This is a genomic window from Streptomyces sp. NPDC093111 (assembly GCF_040683955.1).
Lineage (GTDB): Bacteria > Actinomycetota > Actinomycetes > Streptomycetales > Streptomycetaceae > Streptomyces.
Map to the genome: position 1 here is coordinate 136442 of NZ_JBFBNW010000016.1, position 15995 is coordinate 152436.

Below are 15995 nucleotides of genomic sequence, written 5' to 3' on the forward strand. Positions count from 1 at the left end.
CTGACGCCGAACGCCTGAAACCACCGAACCGGGGGAGTTGGAAGCACCTGTGAACACCTTCCGTTACGAGGCCGCGGACCGTCCGATCGGACTGACCGCCCCGAGCGGCATCGACCGAGCCGCCCACCACCGCCTGGACGAGGCGTGGCTCGCGGCCGCCTGGAGCCACCCGACGACCCGGGTGTTCGTGGTCTCGGGAGGTCAGGTGCTGATCGACGACACACCCGACGGCCGGACCGAGCTGGTGATGACCCCGGCCTTCGAGGCCCCGGTCACCGAGACCCACCGCTACTTCCTGGGCACCGACCCCGAGGGCATCTCCTACTTCGCGCTGCAGAAGGACACCCTGCCCGGCCGGATGGACCAGTCCGCGCGGCCGGCCGGGCTGCGCGAGGCGGGGCTGCTGCTGTCGCCGCGCGAGGCGGGCCTGATGGTGCACGCGGTGGCGCTGGAGAACTGGCAGCGGCTGCACCGCTTCTGCTCCCGCTGCGGCGAGCGGACCGTGGTGGCCGCGGCCGGTCACATCCGCCGCTGCCAGGCCTGCGGCGCCGAGCACTACCCGCGCACCGACCCGGCGGTGATCATGCTGGTCACCGACGACCGGGACCGCGCGCTGCTCGGCCGCCAGGTGCACTGGCCCGAGGGACGCTTCTCCACCCTCGCGGGCTTCGTCGAGCCGGGCGAGTCGATAGAGCAGTCGGTGGTGCGCGAGGTCTTCGAGGAGGCGGGCGTCACGGTCGGCGAGGTCGAGTACGTCGCCAGCCAGCCCTGGCCCTTCCCGTCCAGCCTGATGCTGGGCTTCTTCGCCCGCGCGACCTCCTCGGAGATCGCCGTGGACGGCGAGGAGATCCAGGAGGCCCGCTGGTTCTCCCGCGAGGACCTGACCGCCGCCTTCGAGTCGGGCGAGGTCCTGCCGCCGTACGGGATCTCGATCGCCTCGCGGCTGATCGAGCTCTGGTACGGGAAGCCGCTGCCGAAGCCGGGCGACGTGGTCTGAGGCGACCGGGCCCGCCGAGCGGCCCCGCGCCCGCCCCGGGCGCTCGCGGAACGCGGACGGCCCCCTCCCGGCACTGCCGGGAGGGGGCCGTTCTCAGCCAAGGGCGCGAGGGCCGGCTCAGACGCCGACCTTCTGCTTGACCTGCGCGAGCGACGGGTTCGTCAGCGTCGAACCGTCCGGGAAGAGCACGGTCGGAACGGTCTGGTTGCCCCCGTTGGCCTTCTCCACGAACGCGGCCGACTCGGGGTCCAGCTCGATGTTGACCTCGGTGTAGGCGATGCCCTCGCGGTCCATCTGGCTCTTCAGCCGGCGGCAGTAGCCGCACCACGTCGTGCTGTACATCGTCACAGTGCCCTGCATGGCCTGGCGCTCCTCTGTCTCGCGGTCGGGTGCCGAGGGGAGAACGTACGCGGTCGCCCGGTCATTCCCGCACCCGGCCCGGTTCCCCGTTCGTATGACCGGCGCCACACCCCTGTGGACAAGCCTCCGCACCCACCCCCGGGAACCTGGCAGCATGGCGGAGTGACACCAGCAACGCACTCCACTCTCTTCCCGCAGGTCCCCGAGACGGCCGACGCGGTGCTCGACGGGCTCGACCCCGAGCAGCGCGAGGTCGCCCTGGCCCTGCACGGACCGGTGTGCGTCCTCGCCGGAGCGGGCACCGGCAAGACCCGGGCCATCACCCACCGCATCGCCTACGGGGTGCGGGCGGGCATCCTGCCGCCCGCGAGCGTGCTCGCCGTCACCTTCACCAACCGTGCCGCGGGCGAGATGCGCGGCCGGCTGCGGCAGCTCGGCGCCGGCGGCGTCCAGGCCCGCACCTTCCACTCGGCGGCCCTGCGCCAGCTCCAGTACTTCTGGCCGAAAGCGGTCGGTGGCGAGCTGCCCCGGCTCCTGGAGCGGAAGATCCAGCTGGTCGCCGACGCCGCCGCCCGCTGCCGGATCCGGCTCGACCGCAACGAGCTGCGGGACGTCACGAGCGAGATCGAGTGGGCCAAGGTCACCCAGACGGTCCCCGCCGACTACCCGGCCGCCGTCGCCAAGTCGGTGCGCGACGCCCCCCGCGACCCGGCCGAGATCGGCCAGGTCTACGCGATGTACGAGCAGCTCAAGCGGGACCGCGACGTCATCGACTTCGAGGACGTGCTGCTGCTCACGGTCGCCATCCTCCAGGACCGGCACGACATCGCCGACCAGATCCGCCGCCAGTACCAGCACTTCGTGGTGGACGAGTACCAGGACGTCTCGCCGCTCCAGCAGCGGCTGCTCGACCTCTGGCTCGGCGAGCGCGACACCCTGTGCGTGGTCGGCGACGCCAGCCAGACCATCTACTCCTTCACCGGCGCCACCCCCGACCACCTGCTGAACTTCCGCACCCGCCACCCCGGCGCGACCGTGGTCAAGCTGGTCCGGGACTACCGCTCCACCCCCCAGGTCGTCCACCTGGCCAACGGGCTGCTCAGCCAGGCCAGCGGCCGGGCCGCCGAGCACCGCCTGGAGCTGATCTCCCAGCGCGACCCCGGCCCCGAGCCCGGCTACACCGAGTACCCGGACGAGCCGGCCGAGGCGGAGGGCACCGCCCGCCGCGTCCGGGACCTGATCGCCGCCGGCGTCCCGGCCGGCGAGATCGCCGTGCTCTACCGGATCAACGCCCAGTCCGAGGTCTACGAGCAGGCCCTCGCCGACGCCGGCGTGCCCTACCAGCTGCGCGGCGCCGAGCGCTTCTTCGACCGCGAGGAGGTGCGCAAGGCCGGCGTGGCCCTGCGCGGCGCCGCCCGCGCCGGGGGGAACGACGCGCTCCTCGACGACGTCGAGGACCTCCCGGCCCAGGTCCGCGCGGTGCTCTCCAGCACCGGCTGGACCGAACGGCCGCCGACCGGCTCCGGCGCGGTCCGGGACCGCTGGGAGTCGCTGGCCGCCCTGGTCCGGCTGGCCGAGGACTTCGCCCGGGCCAAGCCCGGCGCCACCCTCTCCGACCTGGTCGCCGAGCTCGACGAGCGGGCCGCCGCCCAGCACGCGCCCACCGTCCAGGGCGTCACCCTGGCCTCGCTGCACGCCGCCAAGGGCCTGGAGTGGGACGCCGTCTTCCTGGTCGGCCTCGCCGAGGGCATGATGCCGATCACCTACGCCAAGACCGACGAGCAGGTCGAGGAGGAGCGCCGGCTGCTCTACGTGGGCGTCACCCGGGCCCGGGTCCATCTGACGCTCTCCTGGTCGCTCGCGCGCTCCCCGGGGGGCCGCGCCTCCCGGCGCCCCACCCGCTTCCTCAAGGGCCTGCGGCCCGGCTCCGGCGCCCTCGGCACGGCCGGCGCGGGCGCCGGCGGCGGGATCGAGCGCGGTATCGGCGGCGCCCCCGAGCGGCGCAGGCGGCGCGGACCGGCCCGCTGCCGGGTCTGCGGCGCCACGCTCACCGAGGCCGGCGAGATGAAGCTGATGCGCTGTGAGGACTGCCCGTCGGACATGGACGAGGGTCTGTACGAGCGGCTGCGCGAGTGGCGCGCGGGGCAGGCGGGGCAGCTTGGCCAGCCGGCCTATTGCGTGTTCACCGACAAGACGCTCATGGCGATCGCCGAACGGGTGCCGGACTCCCCGGCGGAGCTCGCCGTGATCTCCGGGGTCGGCGCCCGCAAGCTGGACCGCTTCGGAGCCGATGTTCTCGCCATCTGCGCAGGTGAGGACAGTGGAGGAAGCCACGACGAGAACTGAGGAAAACTCGTCGGAAAAATAGTTTGCGCCCGCCCCGTCAAGCCCCATAGGTTCTTAACCACGGAAACGGCGGCTTCTTCGAAGCCCTGTCTTCGTGCTGTACTTGTCCAAATGGCTGTACTTGTCCTAAAAGCATGAGGGTCCGGCTCACCCCGAGCCCTCCGAGACGCCGAGAGGAGGCGATTCCAGTGATCAGCATCATCCAGAACATCAAGACCAGCACCGCCAAAATGACCGATCTCTCGGTCGTCTCCGCCTGCACGCTCGGCTTCTCCGCCGGCGCGCCCGTGTCCTCGGTGGCCCCGGCCTCCTTCGCGTCCTCCGCTCTCCTTGGCAGCGGTCTGTCCGGCTCCGGTATGCCCGTTCTCGGCATGCCCGGTCTGCTGGCCGATCGCCCGGAGCGCAATGAGCGACCGACCAAGGCACTGGAAGCAGGAGTAGTGGGCAAGGCCCAGGCCACGGCCTATGGCTTTGCGGCGACCGGTGCCGGCATTGAGCAGAAGCAGCAGACGACGCAGCACCACACGATGTGGGCCTTCCGTGGGCTCGAACCCTGGAGTGATCCAGTCTGATCGACGATCAGACCGGCGCCTTCAGGGCCGCGGAACCCCACCAGGGATCCGCGGCCCTTCTGTTTGTCCCCGAACGGGGACGACGGAGCGAAGGGGCCTCGGGACCAGCAGCATCCGGTACCAGCAGAAACCCCGGCCCACCGGCCGGAACGACCAGACGAGGAAAAACACCCGTGCAACTCGAAGCGCACGCCCCGTCCGTACCGCCTTCCGAAACGATCCCGCCGCCCGGCCTCACGGAGGACTCCGCCTTGACCCCCCTCACCGCGCTGACCGCGCTCGACGACGCCATCGAGAACCTCGGCGTACCCGTCCCCTGCCGCTCGTTCGACCCGGAGGTCTTCTTCGCCGAGTCCCCGGCCGACGTCGAGTACGCCAAGTCGCTCTGCCGGACCTGCCCGCTGATGGCGGCCTGCCTCGCGGGTGCCAAGGAGCGCCGGGAGCCCTGGGGTGTCTGGGGCGGCGAGCTCTTCGTCCAGGGCGTGGTCGTCGCCCGCAAGCGGCCCCGTGGCCGTCCGCGCAAGAACCCGGTCGCGGCATGAACGTCACCGGAACCATCGACCGTCCCCTCACGCACGATCCCCAGAAGCAGGCCCCGATGACCTCGCCCGCCCACGAGCCCTCCGGCTCCGCGACCCCAGACGTTTCGATCATCGGCGCCCGCCGCTCGCGCCAGAACAGGACCCGCGAAATGCAACTCATCCCAGAAGCCCTGGCCCGTGCCCATATGCACGACCGCCTGCGGGAAGCCGACGCGGAACGCCAGGCCCTGCGCCTGGTCGCCGCCCGGCGCATGCAGCGCCGCGCCGAGCGCGTCTCGATGCGCGCCCGCCGCGCGCTCGCCATGGCCGTCATGCACTGATCCAGGCAGCAGCCGTACCGAACAACACGCGGGGGCCGGTCCGAACGGACCGGCCCCCGCGGTGCGTTGTCCTGCCGCCGGACGCTCGTCGGGTTATCGTCACAAAGGTGAACGAAGCCCCGGCCCCCGAGGCCGCCTACGTGTGCGCCCGCTGTGGCAGGACCGCCCGGGAGCTGCCCCTCACCTGGACCTGCTCGGTGGAGAACGGCGCCCGCCAGTACTTCTGCGAGGAGTGCGCCCGCGCCAACATCAGGGCCATCGAGGGCCGCCTCGACTCCTCCTGGTGGTGAGGACCGGCCCCCCACCCGGCGGCGCCGCCCGCCCCGCTACCCGGCCTCGGCGAAGCCGGGCAGCCACGCGGCCAGCTCGTCCCGCAGCCGGACCGTCGCGTTCAGCTGGCACAGCACCCCGATCGTGCTCAGCGTCACCCGGTGTATCAGCAGGTACGAGGGCGGCAGATTGAGCTGCTTGCCCAACTGGTGGGCGGGGGACCGGGGGTCGGCGATCCGGGCCGCCTGGGTGCGCATCCAGCCGCGGGTGAAGACGAAGGAGTCCGCCTCGGCCGGCTCGATGATCGGCAGCAGGTACTCCAGGACCTCGTCCGGGTCGAGCGCGATGGACTCCTTCACGAAGCCCTCCGCGCGCAGCAGCTCGTAGACCGTCTCCGCGTCCCCGGCCAGGGTCGTGCGCAGACAGGTGCCGATCGTCTCCGGAAGACCACCGGGCAGCCGGTCCACGGTGCCGAAGTCCAGCACCCCCAGCCGCCACCCGCCCGGCCCGCCGTCCTCGTCCCCGACGGGTCCCGGCAGCAGCCGGAAGTTGCCCGGGTGCGGATCGGCGTGCAGCAGACCGGTGCGCGCGGGCCCGGAGAAGAGGAAGCGGGCCAGCAGCTGGCCCGCCCGGTCCCGTTGCTCCGGCGTGCCGTCCGCGATCACCTCCGAGAGCGGGACGCCGTCGATCCACTCCGTCACCAGGACCTGCTCCGACTGGTGCACCACCGCGGGGACCACCACGTCCGGGTCGTCCGCGAACTCCTCGGCGTGCTTCCGCTGCGCCTCGGCCTCCAGGGCGTAGTCCAGCTCCTCCGCGACGCGGTCGCGCAACTCCGTGATCAGCGGCTTGATGTCCATGCCGGGGATCAGCGGCCCGAGCAGCCGGGCGAAGCGGCTCAGCTGCGTCAGGTCCGACAGCAGGGCGTCCCCCGCCCCCGGATACTGCACCTTCACCGCGACCTCGCGGCCGTCGTGCCACACCGCCCGGTGCACCTGACCGATCGAGGCCGCCGCCGCGGGCTTCTCCTCGAACTCCAGGAACAGCTCCCGCCACTCCTCGCCGAGCCGCTCCGCGAGCACCGCGTGCACCGTGCGTGTCGGCATCGGCGGCGCCGCCTCCTGCAACTTGGTGAGCGCCGCCCGGTAGGGCCCCGCGACCTCCTCGGGGAGCGCCGACTCGAAGACGGACATGGCCTGCCCGAACTTCATCGCCCCGCCCTTGAGCTCGCCGAGCACCTTGAACAACTGCTCGGCGGTGCGCTGCTGGAGCTCCCGCGCGACGATCTCCGCCGACTTCCCGCCGATCCGCTTGCCGAGCCCCCAGGTGGCCCGGCCCGCGAAGCCCAGCGGCAACGCGGCCAACTTGGCGGTCCGGGTGACCGCCTTCCGGGGAAGATCAGACATGCGCCCTCCAAGTCCCAGACTGCCGTGCCGGGCAGGCCCTACCCGGCCATTGTGTCCTGCGCCCTCCCCGCCGCTGAGGCATGCTCCCCCCTCCGCGCGCGCCCGGCCCCGCACGGACACGCCGGATGGGCCCGCACCGGCTCCACGCGCCACTCCAGCAGCGGCAGCGACACCTCCCAGCGGGCCCCCGCGCTGGACGGCGGGTCGCCGTCCAGGAAGGCCAGGGCGTGCGCCGCCGCCAGACCCGCGACCGCCGAGGCCAGCGCCACGTCGCAGGCCGGCAGCGGATGCGGCCTGCCGGAACGCCACTGGGCGGGCAGCCGGGGCCAGACGGGCTCCCGCTCGCACCGCTCCCGCTGCGCGCACCCGGCGCACGCGGTGGCCCCGGGCAGCACCAGCGGGCCCACCACGCCCGTCGCCTCCAGGACCCCCGCGTACAGATGGGGCGTGCCGGTGGAGAGCCAGCTCTCGGCCGGCAGCGGGTCGGGCACGTACGCCCCGAGGCCGTCCCGGGGCGTCACCACCACGAGTGAGAGCCCGGGTTCGGCACCGCCGTCACCCGGTCCGGTACGAAGCTCGCGCGGCGGGCGCCCGCCGGGTGCCGAGCGGCCCACCAGACGCCGGGCCGCCACCGCGCGGCGCTCGCCGACCGCCTCGGCCGGCAGCCCGCCCGGGGACACCTCCCACGGCGCGACCGTGCCCGCGTCCAGGACTTCCACCCGGCCCACCCCCGCCGCCGAGAGGAGCGCCGCCACGGCCGCGCCGACCCGCCCGGCGCCCCTGACCTGGACCCGCTGGGCCCGCCGGGCGGCCAGCACCCGCGCCGCCCCGTCCGGAGCGCGGTGGACGACGGAGAGCGAGGCCAGGTCCGCGCGCACCGGGTCGAACGCCGGGTCCGCCCGGCGCGCCGAGGCGTCCGCGATGAGCCCGGCCGCCGCGAGCCGCCCGAGCAGCGCTTCCAGGTGCCCGTCGGGCAGCCCCAGGGCCCGGGCCTCCGCCCGCAGCAGCTCCGTCCCGCGGGTCCCGTCGAACAGACCGATCAGGCTGCCGGTGGTCGTGTCGACCGGGCCGAGGACGACCGCGTGCGCGGGCGTCACCCCGAACTGCACGTACCGCAGATTGCGCCAGGCGCGCCGCAGCGCCGGTTTGACCATCGGATGCATGACCCCGCCCCCCGTGAATCCGTAAACGATCTTTCTTCGTCGTGACGCGCCGTTCATCGGTGATGTCGGCTCCGTCGTCAGATTGCCCGGGCGGTGCGCCTGATGCGGAAAGTTGTCCACAGGGCCGTGGCATTAATCATTTGAATGGCGCGGGACTTCCCGCGCCGCCAACGGGTAACGTCGGGGCCGTGCCGGCCGACCCACAGAGCAGCCTGACGAGCAATCCGCCCCGCGGTTCGGGGAGGGGGGCGGTCGAGGTCCGGAGAAGCTCACGCCGGAGCAGAACCGTCTCCGCCTACCGCGAGGGCGACCGGACCGTCGTGCTCATCCCCGCCCGGATGTCGGAGGCGGAGGAGCAGCGCTGGGTCACCGTCATGCTGGACAAGCTGGCGGCCCAGGAGAGCCGCGGCGTCCTCGGCGACCGGGAACTCATCGAGCGCGCCGAACGCCTGGCCGAGCAGTACTTCGGCGGCCGGGCCCGCCCCAGCTCCGTGCGCTGGGTGACCAACCAGAACACCCGCTGGGGCTCCTGCACCCCCTCCGAGGGCAGCATCCGCCTCTCCCACCGGCTCCAGGGCATGCCCGAGTACGTCGTCGACTACGTCCTCTGCCACGAGCTGGCCCACCTCCTCGTGCCCGGTCACGGACCGGACTTCTGGCGGCTCCTGGAGGCCTATCCGCGCACCGAGCGGGCCCGCGGCTACCTCGAGGGCGTGGTCGCCGCCGGGCGGCTGCCGCACCTGCCGGCCGCGCGCGAGGAGTGATTCCGGCCAGGCTCCGGTTCTGTACCGAATGCGTCCCGGCTTGTCCGAATGTCAGGGACAGCCGTTAGCCTGGCGCGACGCAATCGTGCATAGGGATGGGGGACGGTCGTCACATATGGCCAGGGAATTCCAACGCGGCCACAAGGCCAAGATCAGTGATCTCACGGCGGGCACCGATCTGTACGTGGGCGTGCAGATCGCGGCGCCCGGCCTGAGCTTCGACATCAGCTGCTTCGGCCTCGACACGGACGAGCGGCTCTCCGACGACCGGTACTTCGTCTTCTTCAACCAGCCGAAGTCCCCCGAGGAGTCCATCCAGCTGCTCGGCGCGCAGGCCGGCGACACCGAGTCCTTCCGCGTCACCCTCGACCGGGTGCCCGCGCACATCCAGAAGCTGTCGTTCACCGCGACCATCGACGGCGACGGGCAGATGTCGCAGGTCGGCCCCGGCTGGATCCGGATCGTCGCGGGCGGCGAGGAAGTCGCCCGCTACGCCTTCACCGGCGCCGAGTTCTCCACCGAGCGCGCGGTCATGCTCGGCGACTTCTACCTGAAAGACGTCTGGCGCTTCGCCGCCGTCGGCCAGGGCTTCGACGGCGGACTGGAGGCCCTGCTCAAGAACTTCGGCGGCGAGGTCGCCGAGGAGGAGCCGGCCCCGCAGCAGGCCCCGGCCGCCGCCCCCGGCTTCGCCCCGCCCGCGCAGGCCGCCGCGCCGCCGGCCTTCGGCGCCCCCGCCGCGCCCCCGGCCCCCGCGCCCGCCCCGGCCCCCTCCTTCGGAGGCCCGCCCGCCGCGCCCCCGGCTCCCGCGCCCGCCCCGGCGCCCGCGCCGATGCACGCCGCGCCGACGATGGCCGCCCCGCTGGCGGCCCCGGCTCCCGCGCCCGCCCCGCCCGCCCCGGCCCCGGCGCCGTACGGGCAGCCGCCGCAGCCCCCGCAGTACGGTCAGGTCCCCGGCCAGACCCCGCCGCCCGGCGCCTACGGCCAGCCGGCCCCCGCCCCGTACGGCCAGCCGCAGTACGGCCAGGCCCCCGGCCAGTTCGCCCCGCAGCACGGCATGCCGCAGGGCGTCCCCCAGGGCGCCCCCGCCACCGGCGCCGGACTCGCCGCCGCGCTCGCGCCGTACAAGGAGGCCCCGACCGGCGCCCGCTGGACGCCGCAGAACCAGCAGCTCATGCGGGTCGACCTCGCCATGGGCGGCGCCCCCGTCCTGGCCCGCCAGGGCTCCATGGTCATGTACCAGGGCAAGGTCGACTTCGCCTACAAGGGAGCCGGATTCGCCGGCCGGATCGTCGGCAACGCCACCGGCCAGGAGATGCAGCTGATGCGCTGCACCGGCCGCGGCCAGGTCTTCCTCGCCGAGAACGGCGCCCATCTGCACCCGATCGAGCTCCAGGGCGACGGCATCTGCGTCTCCGCCGAGAACGTGCTCGCCTTCGACGAGTCGCTCCACCACGAGGTGCGGCGCATCGAGGGCCACGGCATCCCCGGCGGAGCCCTGTTCACCATGCAGTTCCAGGGCACCGGCACCGTCATCGTGAAGACCCAGGGCGTGCCCGTCGTGCTGCCCGTCACGCCGACCACCTTCGCCGACTGCAACGCCGTCGTCGCCTGGTCGTCCGCCTCCCAGGTGATCCTCTCCAGCCAGGTCCGGCTGCGCCGCAACGCGTACCCCGGCCACAGCGGGGAGACCGTCAACCTCCAGTTCCGGGGCGCTCCCGGCAACTTCATCGTCGTCCAGCCCTACGAGGTCTGAGGGAGCCCGGAACCATGAACCAGCAACTCGCGGGCTACGCCCCGACCCCCGTCACGGCCCGCATGGAGAACCACGGGCGCTCCATGCTCAAGGTCGCCATGGCCACCGGCCAGGACCTCTACGCGCGCACCGGCTCGATGGTCGCCTACGAGGGCTTCATCACCTACGAGCCCAACCCGCCGGCCGTCCGCCAGGTCGCCCAGCAGTGGCTCACCGGCGAGGGCGCCCCCGTCATGAAGTGCTCCGGCGACGGACTGCTCTACCTGGCCGACTACGGCGCCGACGTCGTCGTCATCAACCTCAGCAACGAGGCACTCTCCGTCAACGGCAGCAACCTGCTCGCCTTCGACGCGCACCTCCAGTGGGGCGTCGAGCGGGTCAAGGGCCTCGCCAAGTTCGCCGGACAGGGCCTGTTCAACGTCCAGGTCGCGGGCACCGGCTGGGTCGCGCTCACCTCGCGCGGCACGCCGATCGTCGTCGACTGCGGCCGCGGCGAGGACGAGACCTACGTCGACCCGGACGCGCTCGTCGCCTGGTCCCCGGCGCTCAAGGTCAAGGGCAAGCGCAGCTTCAAGGCCTCCTCCCTCATCGGGCGGGGCAGCGGCGAGGCCTTCCAGATGGCCTTCTCCGGCCAGGGCATCGTCGTCGTACAGCCGAGCGAGGACAGCTCCGACCGCCTTCGGGCCCGGGGCTGAGGGGGAGCGAGAACACCATGCAGAGCCCGCTTTTCAACCACGCCGAACAGCAGAGCCAGGAGCGGTACGTCATCCAGAACCCGCAGCTGCTGCGGGTCACCCTCGGCGGCCAGGACGACGTCCTGGCCCGCAAGGGAGCGATGGTCGCCTACCAGGGGCTCGTCGACTTCGACGGCGAGTACCAGACCTCCGGCCAGCGCCGGGCCCGCGCCCGCACCGGTGAGGGACTCGACCTCATGCGCTGCTCCGGCCAGGGCACCGTCTACTTCGCCAACCTCGCGCAGAACATCCACGTGATGGAGGTCGAGCAGGAGGGCCTGACCGTCGACAGCTCGTACGTCCTCGCGCTCGACTCGACGCTGCACACCGAGGTCATCGCCGTCGACAGCCAGTACGGGGTCTCCGGCACCGGCAAGTACCAGCTGAACATCTCCGGCCGCGGCAAGGTCGCCCTGATGACCTCCGGCCAGCCCCTGATGATGCAGGTCACGCCCGACAAGTACGTGAGTGCCGACGCGGACGCGATCGTCGCCTGGTCCAGCGGGCTGCGGGTCCAGATGCAGGCGCAGACCCACAACTCCGGCGTCCGGCACCGCCGCGGCGGCACCGGCGAGGGCTGGGAGCTCAGCTTCCTCGGCCAGGGCTTCGCCCTCGTCCAGCCCAGCGAGGTCATGCCGCCGCAGCACGCCGCCGTCGGACAGGGCCTCGCCGCCCAGTACGGCGTCGGCCAGCACGGCGCCCACGCCCAGAACCAGAACAACGCCTGGAGCTGACGCACCCGCGGACGGGTAAGGGGCGGTCGCCGTGGCGACCGCCCCTTACCCGTGTCCGGCACGCACGCGCCGGACCGAGCCGTTACGCGGCGAGCCGCGCCAGCGTCCGCTCCAGGAGCAGCACCACCGACGTGTCCGCCACGCCCGCCACCTCGTCGTACGCGAACCAGCGCAGGTCCAGCGACTCCTCGCTGATCTCCGCCTCCGCCCCGGCCGGGGCCAGCGCCGCGTACTGCACGTCCAGGTGCCAGTGGCAGGGCGCCGGGATCGGGTGCCGGTCCAGCCGCACCGGGCCGCCCGGCAGCAGCGTCAGGCCCGCGATGCCGGACTCCTCCGTCGCCTCGCGCAGCGCCGCCGCCTCGACCGTCGGATCGCCCGGCTCGCAGTGGCCGCCCATCTGCAGCCACATCTTCAGCTTCTTGTGCAGGGTGAGCAGCACCCGCCCGCGCGAGGGGTCGATCACGAGCGCGCTGCTCGTGAGGTGACCCGCCGTGCACGGCTTGTACATGCCGCCCTCGTGCTCCGCGAGGTGCGCCAGATAGGCGTCACGGAGCTCCGGCTGGTCCTCGTACCCCTTCAGGACGAGGACCGCGTCGTCGCGCAGCGTCACTCCTTGCCGCCCTCGGACTCGCCCTTGCCCTGCTCCCCGGGGGTCTCCCCGTCGCCCTTCGCGGCCTCGCCGAGCATCTTGTCGAGCTCGGAGAAGTCCAGGTGCTCACGGTGCACGAAGCCGTCCGGGTCGTCCAGGTCGGTCGCCGTCGGCAGCATGTCCGGGTGCTCCCACAGCGCGTCCCGGCCGTCCGTCCCGCGCGCGTCCGTGAGCGAGGCCCACAGCCGGGCCGCGTCCCGCAGCCGGCGCGGACGCAGCTCGAGGCCGATCAGCGTGGCGAAGGTCTGCTCCGCGGGGCCACCCGTCGCCCGGCGCCGGCGCAGCGTCTCGCGCAGCGCGTCCGCCGAGGTCAGCCGGGACTTCGCGGCCTCGTGGACCACCGCGTCCACCCAGCCCTCGACCAGCGCGAGCGCCGTCTCCAGACGGGCCAGGGCCGCCTTCTGCTCCGGCGTGTCCTCCGGCTGGAACATGCCCTGCTGGAGCGCCTCCTGCAACTGCTCGGGGTGGGTCGGGTCCAGCTGGCCCACCGCCTCCTCCAGCTTGGAGGTGTCGACCTTGATCCCGCGCGCGTAGCCCTCGACCGCGCCGAACAGGTGCGAGCGCAGCCACGGCACGTGGGCGAAGAGACGCTGGTGCGCCGCCTCGCGCAGGGCCAGGTAGAGCCGGACCTCCTCCGGGGGGACGCCCAGGTCCTTGCCGAAGGCCGCCACGTTCAGCGGCAGCAGCGCCGCGCGGCCGGCCGGGCCGAGCGGCAGCCCGACGTCCGTCGAGCCCACGACCTCGCCCGCGAGCGCGCCCACGGCCTGCCCGATCTGCTGGCCGAACATGGCGCCGCCCATGGAGCGCATCATGCCGATCAGCGGGCCCGCCATGGCCTGCATCTCCTGCGGGAGCACGTCACCCATCGCCGTACCGACCCGCTCGGCGACCGGGTCGACCAGCTGCTGCCAGGCCGGGAGGGTCGCCTCGACCCACTCGGCACGGCTCCAGGCCACCGCGGTGTTCGCGCCCGAGGGGAGCGAGGTCGCCTGGTCCAGCCACAGGTCGGCGAGGCGCACCGCCTCCTCGACCGCCGCCTTCTCGGACGGGCCGACGCTGGCGTCCTTCGTGCCGTCGGGCGTGCCCTGGGCCACGACCTGGCGCGCGATCTGCTTGGCCATGTCCCAGTTGACCGGGCCGCCCTCGTAGCTGAGCATCTGGCCGAGCTGCTGGAACGCCGCGCCCAGGTCCTGGGGGTTCAGCGATCCGAACATCGCGGCGAACGGGTTGTCCGCGCCGCCGGGACCACCGGCGCCGCCCATGCCGGGCAGCCCGCCGAAACCGAACGGGTCGCCGCCCTGGCCACCGGACCCCTGGCCACCTCCGGCGGGGTCCTTCTTCTTGCCTTCGTCGCCGTTCTCCGGCTCCTCCGGCGGAAGGCCGAATCCGAATGGGGTGTCGCTCACAGGTTTCCTCGGCTCGTAGGGCCGCCGGCTTCTCGTCCGACGGCGGGTTCTCGGCTCGGCTCGCCTCCCCGACTACACACCACCAGCGTAGACATCCGTGCCGGATCCGGGCTCGGTGCTCCGCCGGGCCGTGGGCTGCGGCAGGATGGACGCCACCTGGTACGTACGCGTCATTCACGTACGTACTGAAGACAACCGCTGGAGACGCCCGGTGAGTTCCCCAGATCCTCAGGTTCGCGCAGCGCGAAACCACTCGGCCAGGTCCGCCGCGCGCGGACCCGTCGTCGCGGTCACCGGTGCCGCGACAGGCGTCGGCGACCTCCTGACCAGGCGCCTCGCCGCCTCCGACGAGATCAAGCAGCTCGTCGCGATCGACGAGCGCCGGGGCGAGGTGCCCGAGGCGCAGTGGCACATCCTCGACGTACGAGATCCGGCCATCGCGGAGAAGCTGCGCGGTGTGGACGTGGTCGTGCACCTCGCCGTCGACCTCGACCTGGAGACCGACCCGGCCGCCCGCACCGCCTACAACGTGCGCGGCACCCAGACCGTCCTCACGGCCGCCGCCGCGGCCGGGGTGCACCGGGTGGTGCTCTGCACCTCCACGATGGTCTACGGGGCCCTGCCCGACAACGACATCCCGCTCTCCGAGGACGCCGAGCTGCGCGCCACCGCCGAGGCCACCGGCGTCGGCGACCTCCTGGAGATCGAGCGCCTGGGCCGCCGCGCCCCGCGCGCCCACCCCGGCCTCAACGTGACCGTGGTGCGGCCGGCCGTCCTGATCGGCGGTACGGACACGGCACTGACCCGCTACTTCGAGTCACCCCGGCTCCTCGTCGTCGCCGGATCCCGTCCCACCTGGCAGTTCTGCCACGTGGACGACCTGGTCAGCGCCCTGGAGTACGCGGCCCTGGAGAAGGTCGACGGCGAGTTCGCGGTCGGCTGCGAGGGCTGGCTTGAGCAGGAGGAGGTCGAGGAGCTGTCCGGCATCCGCCGCATGGAGCTGCCCTCGGCCGTCGCCCTGGGCGCGGCGGCCCGGCTGCACCGGATCGGGCTCACTCCGTCCCCGGCGGGCGACCTCGCGTACACGATGCACCCCTGGGTGGTCAGCGTCGGGCGGCTGCACGACGCCGGCTGGCGGCCGCGGTGGACCAACGAGGAGGTGCTCGCCGCGCTCCTGGAGGAGGTCCAGGGCCGGCACACCGTCGCCGGACGCCGGCTCGGGCGCAAGGACGCGACGGCGGCCGGTGCGGCCGGTGCGACGGTGGCGCTGCTCGGCACGGCGGCCCTGGTCCGGCAGATGCGGAAGCGCCGGGGCCTGTAGGACCCTCCTACGGAGGGTCGGCGCGGCCGGTCGAAAACGCTATTCCGCGTTGTCCGCGCGGTGCGGCACGATGGTGGGCATGGCACACACGCACGCCCACCCCAGCGACCACCCCGGCGAGCTGGGCGGGGACGACCCGATCAGGCTCCTCGCGATCCGCGACACCGAGCTCTCGGTCGACGAGGTCTTCCGCGCCGTCGGCGACGACGCCGCCGGTGGGATGACGCTCTTCGTGGGCACGGTGCGCAACCACGACGGCGGTGCCGACGTCGACGCCCTGGGCTACTCCTGCCACCCCTCCGCCGAGGCGGAGCTGCGCCGGGTCGCCGAGAAGGTCGTGGCCGACCACCCGGTCCGCGCGCTGGCCGCCGTCCACCGGGTGGGTGACCTCCATGTGGGTGACATCGCGGTCGTCGTCGCCGTCTCCTGCCCGCACCGGGCCGAGGCGTTCGAGGCATGCCGCAAGCTCATCGACGACCTCAAGCACGAGGTCCCGATCTGGAAGCACCAGACCTTCTCGGACGGCACCGAGGAGTGGGTCGGGGCTTGCTGAGGCTTTGACCCCGAGTCTGGGGGCCTGCTGAAGATCTGCTGATCACGCAAGGCGCCACGCCGACGAGCCGTAGTCGAACGCCCCGATTTGCGTAACCGCCCCCCA

17 protein-coding genes are annotated in these 15995 nt (G+C 73.0%); 12 read left to right on the forward strand and 5 right to left on the reverse strand.

Annotated features, from left to right (window positions below; translation table 11 throughout):
* Positions 1-49: 49 nt before the first annotated feature.
* The gene (gene nudC / locus AB0Q96_RS27630; RefSeq protein ID WP_365330039.1) at positions 50-997 is read left to right on the forward strand and encodes an NAD(+) diphosphatase; all 948 of its coding nucleotides are present in this window, start codon (positions 50-52) and stop codon (positions 995-997) included.
* A gap of 117 nt (positions 998-1114) precedes the next feature.
* On the opposite strand, the gene AB0Q96_RS27635 is transcribed toward nudC, so the two are convergent.
* Positions 1115-1357, reverse strand: coding sequence for a mycoredoxin (locus AB0Q96_RS27635; RefSeq protein WP_365330041.1), 243 nt, complete (start codon positions 1355-1357; stop codon positions 1115-1117).
* A 162-nt stretch (positions 1358-1519) separates the two neighbouring features.
* Here AB0Q96_RS27635 and AB0Q96_RS27640 point away from each other — a divergent pair, with 162 nt between their 5' ends.
* From AB0Q96_RS27640 to AB0Q96_RS27660, 5 genes are all read left to right on the forward strand, one after another.
* Entirely contained in the window at positions 1520-3703 is a 2184-nt protein-coding gene (locus tag AB0Q96_RS27640; RefSeq protein WP_365330043.1) for an ATP-dependent DNA helicase UvrD2, read from the forward strand.
* Positions 3704-3891: 188 nt separating this feature from the next.
* Positions 3892-4275: a hypothetical protein gene (locus AB0Q96_RS27645; RefSeq protein ID WP_365330045.1), complete on the forward strand. Its 384-nt coding sequence runs from the start codon at positions 3892-3894 to the stop codon at positions 4273-4275.
* Between the two features lie 173 nt (positions 4276-4448).
* Entirely contained in the window at positions 4449-4817 is a 369-nt protein-coding gene (locus AB0Q96_RS27650) for a WhiB family transcriptional regulator (RefSeq protein ID WP_046910982.1), read from the forward strand.
* Complete coding sequence (locus AB0Q96_RS27655) at positions 4814-5137, forward strand: hypothetical protein (RefSeq protein ID WP_365330047.1); 324 nt, start codon at positions 4814-4816, stop codon at positions 5135-5137. Before AB0Q96_RS27650 ends, AB0Q96_RS27655 begins: the two co-directional genes overlap by 4 nt.
* A gap of 107 nt (positions 5138-5244) precedes the next feature.
* Complete coding sequence (locus tag AB0Q96_RS27660) at positions 5245-5427, forward strand: hypothetical protein (protein ID WP_365330049.1); 183 nt, start codon at positions 5245-5247, stop codon at positions 5425-5427.
* A 36-nt stretch (positions 5428-5463) separates the two neighbouring features.
* Here the strand turns inward: AB0Q96_RS27660 and AB0Q96_RS27665 are convergent, their stop codons facing one another.
* Entirely contained in the window at positions 5464-6813 is a 1350-nt protein-coding gene (locus tag AB0Q96_RS27665) for an AarF/ABC1/UbiB kinase family protein (RefSeq protein WP_365330051.1), read from the reverse strand.
* Between the two features lie 38 nt (positions 6814-6851).
* Positions 6852-7976: a ThiF family adenylyltransferase gene (locus tag AB0Q96_RS27670; protein WP_365330053.1), complete on the reverse strand. Its 1125-nt coding sequence runs from the start codon at positions 7974-7976 to the stop codon at positions 6852-6854.
* Between the two features lie 188 nt (positions 7977-8164).
* On the opposite strand from AB0Q96_RS27670, the gene AB0Q96_RS27675 reads away from it, so the two are divergent.
* From AB0Q96_RS27675 to AB0Q96_RS27690, 4 genes are all read left to right on the forward strand, one after another.
* Positions 8165-8740 carry a M48 family metallopeptidase gene (locus AB0Q96_RS27675; protein WP_365330055.1) on the forward strand — a complete coding sequence of 192 codons (576 nt, stop codon included), beginning with the start codon at positions 8165-8167 and terminating at the stop codon, positions 8738-8740.
* A gap of 115 nt (positions 8741-8855) precedes the next feature.
* The gene (locus AB0Q96_RS27680) at positions 8856-10493 is read left to right on the forward strand and encodes a TerD family protein (protein WP_365330057.1); all 1638 of its coding nucleotides are present in this window, start codon (positions 8856-8858) and stop codon (positions 10491-10493) included.
* A gap of 14 nt (positions 10494-10507) precedes the next feature.
* On the forward strand, positions 10508-11188 hold the full coding sequence (locus tag AB0Q96_RS27685; RefSeq protein ID WP_365330059.1) for an AIM24 family protein: 681 nt from the start codon (positions 10508-10510) through the stop codon (positions 11186-11188).
* Between the two features lie 17 nt (positions 11189-11205).
* Positions 11206-11961, forward strand: a complete 756-nt coding sequence (locus tag AB0Q96_RS27690; RefSeq protein WP_365330061.1) for an AIM24 family protein — start codon at positions 11206-11208, stop codon at positions 11959-11961.
* Positions 11962-12043: 82 nt separating this feature from the next.
* Here AB0Q96_RS27690 and AB0Q96_RS27695 read toward each other — a convergent pair whose 3' ends face one another.
* Complete coding sequence (locus tag AB0Q96_RS27695) at positions 12044-12571, reverse strand: NUDIX hydrolase (protein WP_365330063.1); 528 nt, start codon at positions 12569-12571, stop codon at positions 12044-12046.
* Positions 12568-14016 (reverse strand): zinc-dependent metalloprotease, encoded by a 1449-nt coding sequence (locus AB0Q96_RS27700; RefSeq protein WP_365330065.1) that lies wholly within the window; start codon positions 14014-14016, stop codon positions 12568-12570. The genes AB0Q96_RS27695 and AB0Q96_RS27700 overlap by 4 nt, the downstream gene beginning before the upstream one ends.
* Before the next feature lie 211 nt (positions 14017-14227).
* Between AB0Q96_RS27700 and AB0Q96_RS27705 the strand changes: the two genes are divergently transcribed.
* Together AB0Q96_RS27705 and AB0Q96_RS27710 are read left to right on the forward strand one after the other, a co-directional pair.
* Positions 14228-15337: an SDR family oxidoreductase gene (locus AB0Q96_RS27705; protein ID WP_365330067.1), complete on the forward strand. Its 1110-nt coding sequence runs from the start codon at positions 14228-14230 to the stop codon at positions 15335-15337.
* A gap of 79 nt (positions 15338-15416) precedes the next feature.
* Positions 15417-15890 (forward strand): molybdenum cofactor biosynthesis protein MoaE, encoded by a 474-nt coding sequence (locus AB0Q96_RS27710; protein WP_365330069.1) that lies wholly within the window; start codon positions 15417-15419, stop codon positions 15888-15890.
* The last annotated feature ends 105 nt before the right edge of the window (positions 15891-15995 follow it).

Coding starts and splice junctions, on each gene's coding strand:
- AB0Q96_RS27680 (WP_365330057.1), top strand. CDS start 8,856: ATGGCCAGGGAATTCCAACGCGGCCACAAGGCCAAGATCAGTGATCTC.
- AB0Q96_RS27665 (WP_365330051.1), bottom strand. CDS start 6,813: ATGTCTGATCTTCCCCGGAAGGCGGTCACCCGGACCGCCAAGTTGGCC.
- AB0Q96_RS27635 (WP_365330041.1), bottom strand. CDS start 1,357: ATGCAGGGCACTGTGACGATGTACAGCACGACGTGGTGCGGCTACTGC.
- AB0Q96_RS27710 (WP_365330069.1), top strand. CDS start 15,417: ATGGCACACACGCACGCCCACCCCAGCGACCACCCCGGCGAGCTGGGC.
- AB0Q96_RS27670 (WP_365330053.1), bottom strand. CDS start 7,976: ATGCATCCGATGGTCAAACCGGCGCTGCGGCGCGCCTGGCGCAATCTG.
- AB0Q96_RS27655 (WP_365330047.1), top strand. CDS start 4,814: ATGAACGTCACCGGAACCATCGACCGTCCCCTCACGCACGATCCCCAG.
- AB0Q96_RS27690 (WP_365330061.1), top strand. CDS start 11,206: ATGCAGAGCCCGCTTTTCAACCACGCCGAACAGCAGAGCCAGGAGCGG.
- AB0Q96_RS27685 (WP_365330059.1), top strand. CDS start 10,508: ATGAACCAGCAACTCGCGGGCTACGCCCCGACCCCCGTCACGGCCCGC.